Here is a 4320-nt window from a genome sequence, read left to right on the forward strand (position 1 = left end):
TAAATAGGAAGGAAAAAAGTACCATAAAGTTTGAATGAATAATATTTAAAAAGTTATATTAAAACATTGACTATAATTTAATCATAAAAAAATATTTATTTTTTAAAAAAAGCGACAAATGCTTGACAATTATCGATAAAAATTGATAATATTAACATGAGAAATGGCGAATGATGCATAACAATTTATATTATGCCCAATGATTAGATTATTACTTAATGAACAAAATGTTTATGAAAACATTTTTTAATCTAAAATAGGACATTGTTATGAATTGGAAAATATTTATTTTGTTATTAATGCAATAATCAACTAAAAAAAGTGCAAAATTATAAAGAAATTATAAATAAAAATACTTAAAAAAAAGGAGAAAAACACATGTTACATCAATTAGAAGCTGTTATAACAGTAATTTCTGATGCGGTTTGGCCAGTATTCTTACCATTCATGTTAATAGTAGGTGCTTTCACATCTATAAGAACTATTGGTATGATTCAAAAGAAGGCTACTAAGCCAGCTGGATTAAAATTCAAAAACATAATAGGACCAGCATCTATATCATTAGGTGCTATGATAGGTACAGGAGCTATAATAGGGGTTCTTGGTGCATTATCAAAATTCTCTGCATCTGGAGAAGTAAACGTAGAAGCAATGGCTATATGGGCTTTAATAGGGGCTTGTATAATGGTACCAGTTTCTTACGCTGAAACTTTAAACTCAAAAATAATGGGAAAAGGACCAAAAGAGTATATAGGAGATTTAATATCACCTAAACTTGGAATGGTTTATGCTGTATGTTTCGTTGCATTAGCGGTATTTGGATTTGGTGGATTCCAATTCTCAGGTATAGACTCAGTTGCAAAATTAGTAGCATCTGATTATATGTCTATAAACCTTACTCTAGTACAAAGATACTTATTCATAGTTGTACCAGTATTATTAGTAGTTGCAGCATTAGTTTTATCTAAAAAACATGAAATATTCATGAATGCTATGACTTACATGATAGGAACAGCTGTAATTGGATACTTTGCATTCTTCACATTATTCGTTATAAAAACTGGTGGATATATACCAACTTACTTTGCTAATATATTAGAAGGTATGACTAATCCAGTTAATGGATTCTCAGGAATTATGTTAGGATTTGTATTAGGTATGCAAAAAGTATTACAAACTGCTGAAACTGGTTTAGGAGCATTAGCTATGGCAGCTCAAGAAGCTGACACTCAACCAAGAGAAGCTGCTATGATATCTTTAATACCTACAGTTGTAACTGTAGTAGTTTCTATAGTAGTTACTTCTTATATAGCATCTTACGGTATAAACGCTGGATTAATAACATTTGAAGGTGGAGCTGCTGAAAGATTAGCTGAATACTTCAATACAGCTAAATCTGTAACTGGTATGTTTGGTCTAGTTGTATTATGTGCATTTACAGTATTATCTGCATTAACAACTATATTAGGTTCTTACTACTATACAACTAAGTTATTCAAGAAAAACTCTGTAAATAAAAATATAGCTATATACTTAGGATTAATAGTAGCTGCAGGTACTTTAGCAGTATTTGGTGCTAATGTTGTATTCGAAGCAGTTGACTTATTATTATTCGTACTTTGTGGTATAAACGTTACTGCATTAGCAATATTCACAATTAAAGAATGGAAGAAATATATAATAGTTGATAACAATGATGTAGATCAAAGAAAAGCATCATAATTTAAAAACTATAAAATTATAGATGATAATGAAAAATCTTGCCTAGATACTTTTAGGTGAGATTTTTTTTACATACAAGGAAATTAGCATTAAATTTTGTTTCATAAGTTGTAATAAAAATGTTTAACTAGCTTTATTTTCGTAGAATTGTATTATTCTTAAAGGGGAGATAAGGCATTTTGTTGGTGATATGAAGTATTTCGCCGACGCATGGCTCAAGCTAAGCAAATTTTTTATAAAGATTACGTACATATAATATGATTCTTAAAATATACTTTTAATTAATGTGTGTATATACTGTGATAATAATATGTTTAATTAAATTAGATAGCTAGGGCATTTAAAAGCAAATATACATAGTGTCCTTAGTGTTTCTTAGGGTATAAAATTAGAGGCCTTAGAGGATGAAAGAATGTGTTTGAACACATAAGCAAAGGTTAAATAAAATATATATAGATTAACTGTGGACTATTATTAATTAGATAATTTATATTCAATAAGCATTTAAACAATGTATGAACTCATATATATGTAATATATTAATAAAAGTTCAGGAGGATACTATATGAAGATGTACATGAAGGGCAATAAACGTTCTAAAGAGACTAGTAATCCTATACCTAATACAATAGCTTATGCAGCGATTAGAAATTTTTTAACATCGAAGGAATTTTCAGAAACTAGAGATGAGTACTGTATTGGAAAGTTGGATAAGAAACAAGTAAATCAAATAATGACGGATGTTAAATGGTTATTTAGAAATTATAAAGACTTAGAAGTATTAGTATTAGAAGATAGCGATAATAAATCTATAAGGTTTATTTTGTAACTTATAGAAAGTAAAATAGAGGATAAGTACATGATCTTATTTAAATATAAAAAAGGAAATGTTATAAGATAACATTTCCTTTTTCTTTATGTTAATAATAATTAACTAACTTTTTCAGTTTTTTCAACTTTATTTTTTTCTTTCTTAACTCTCATCATGAAAGCCGAGAAGAATAATATACCAACTATTACACCAGTTATGTTGGAGAACATAGGATTTAACTTGAATCCTTCTGGAGCTTGTAATATATAAGCTACAGATACATAACTCATGAATATTGCAGGTATTACAGCTATCCAGAAGTTTTTCTTATTGACAAGTAAGTAAGCAGCACCGGTCCATAAGAATATCATCGCTAATGTTTGGTTAGACCAAGCAAAGTATCTCCATATTATATTGAAATCTATTTGAGTTAATGCAACACCTACTGCAAATAGAGGTATAGCTAACATAAATCTACTTTTTAATCCATCTTGCTTTATTTTGAAAGCATCAGCTATTGTAAGTCTAGCACTTCTGAAAGCAGTATCCCCTGAAGTTATTGGACAAGCAACAACACCAAGAACAGCAAGAATAGCACCAGCAGGTCCAAGTAATTTACTTGAAACTATGTTAACTATTTCAGCAGGAGCACCAGCAGCAGCTATAGAAACGCTATCTCCGAAGAATGCTATAGTAACAGCACACCAGATTAAAGCAACTATACCTTCAACTATCATTGAACCAAAGAATACTCTTCTAGTTTCAGATTCTCTTTGTATACATCTAGCCATCATAGGTGATTGAGTAGCATGGAACCCAGATATTGCACCACAAGCTATTGTAGTAAATAAGAATGGGAATATAGCTAACCCAGAAGGATGTAAGTTTTCTAAAGTTAATTCAGCCATTTGCATAGAACCATTGAATTGTCCTATCATCATAGCTCCGAATAAACCAGCAGCCATTAATAATAATGCAGCTCCGAATATTGGATATAATTTTCCTATAACTTTATCAACTGGCAATACAGTAGCTACTATATAGTAAATTATTATTAATACTAACCATATGTTTTTGTTTATTCCAGTCATAGAAGTTAATAAACCAGCAGGTGAAGTTATGAAAACTGTACCGACTAAAACAAGAAGTACGATTGAGAATCCAACCATAACAGTCTTCATGTTTTTACCTAAGTACATACCAACTATTTCTGGTATAGACGTACCATCATGTTTCATTGATATAACACCTGATAAGTGATCATGAACAGCACCAGCAAATATACAACCGAATGTTATCCATAAGAATGCAACTGGTCCAAATAAAGCACCTGATATAGCTCCGAATATTGGTCCAGTACCAGCTATGTTAAGGAATTGAATTAGGAAAACTTTATGCCAAGGCATTGGCATGTAGTCTACACCGTCTTCAAGTCTATTAGCTGGAGTTTGAATAGAATCGTCGAATCCTACAGCTTTACTTACATATGTTCCGTATGTGAAGTAACCTAAAATTAGGATTGCAACGCACGCTAAAAATGTAATCATTTTAGTCTCCTCCTGATAATTGCGATATAATTTTGTGTCGACAACAGGAAATGCTTTTCAAAAATCGTGAAAACCTTTCTATATCGACATAATTCATTTTAACGAATGTGTTAAAATAACGCAATAGGAAAAAAATGTAATAAAATTTAAATATTAATTAAAACATTGCATTTAACAACAAACTTCGACATTTATTAAATAAATTATTTTTTAAAAATATAATATAATTGATTATTTTAG

At 29.9% G+C, this 4320-nt stretch carries 3 protein-coding genes; 2 read left to right on the forward strand and 1 reads right to left on the reverse strand.

What is annotated here, in order from left to right; translation table 11 throughout:
• Nucleotides 1-378 precede the first annotated feature (378 nt).
• Both NSA58_RS16715 and NSA58_RS16720 read left to right on the forward strand, forming a co-directional pair.
• Entirely contained in the window at nt 379-1722 is a 1344-nt protein-coding gene (locus NSA58_RS16715) for an alanine:cation symporter family protein (protein ID WP_039677866.1), read from the forward strand.
• Between the two features lie 565 nt (nt 1723-2287).
• On the forward strand, nt 2288-2551 hold the full coding sequence (locus NSA58_RS16720) for a hypothetical protein (RefSeq protein ID WP_052232778.1): 264 nt from the start codon (nt 2288-2290) through the stop codon (nt 2549-2551).
• Between the two features lie 101 nt (nt 2552-2652).
• Here the strand turns inward: NSA58_RS16720 and NSA58_RS16725 are convergent, their stop codons facing one another.
• Complete coding sequence (locus tag NSA58_RS16725; protein WP_039677865.1) at nt 2653-4080, reverse strand: carbon starvation CstA family protein; 1428 nt, start codon at nt 4078-4080, stop codon at nt 2653-2655.
• Between the last annotated feature and the right edge of the window lie 240 nt (nt 4081-4320).

Origin of the sequence: Terrisporobacter muris, from assembly GCF_024621905.1 — a bacterium.
Lineage (GTDB): Bacteria > Bacillota > Clostridia > Peptostreptococcales > Peptostreptococcaceae > Terrisporobacter > Terrisporobacter muris.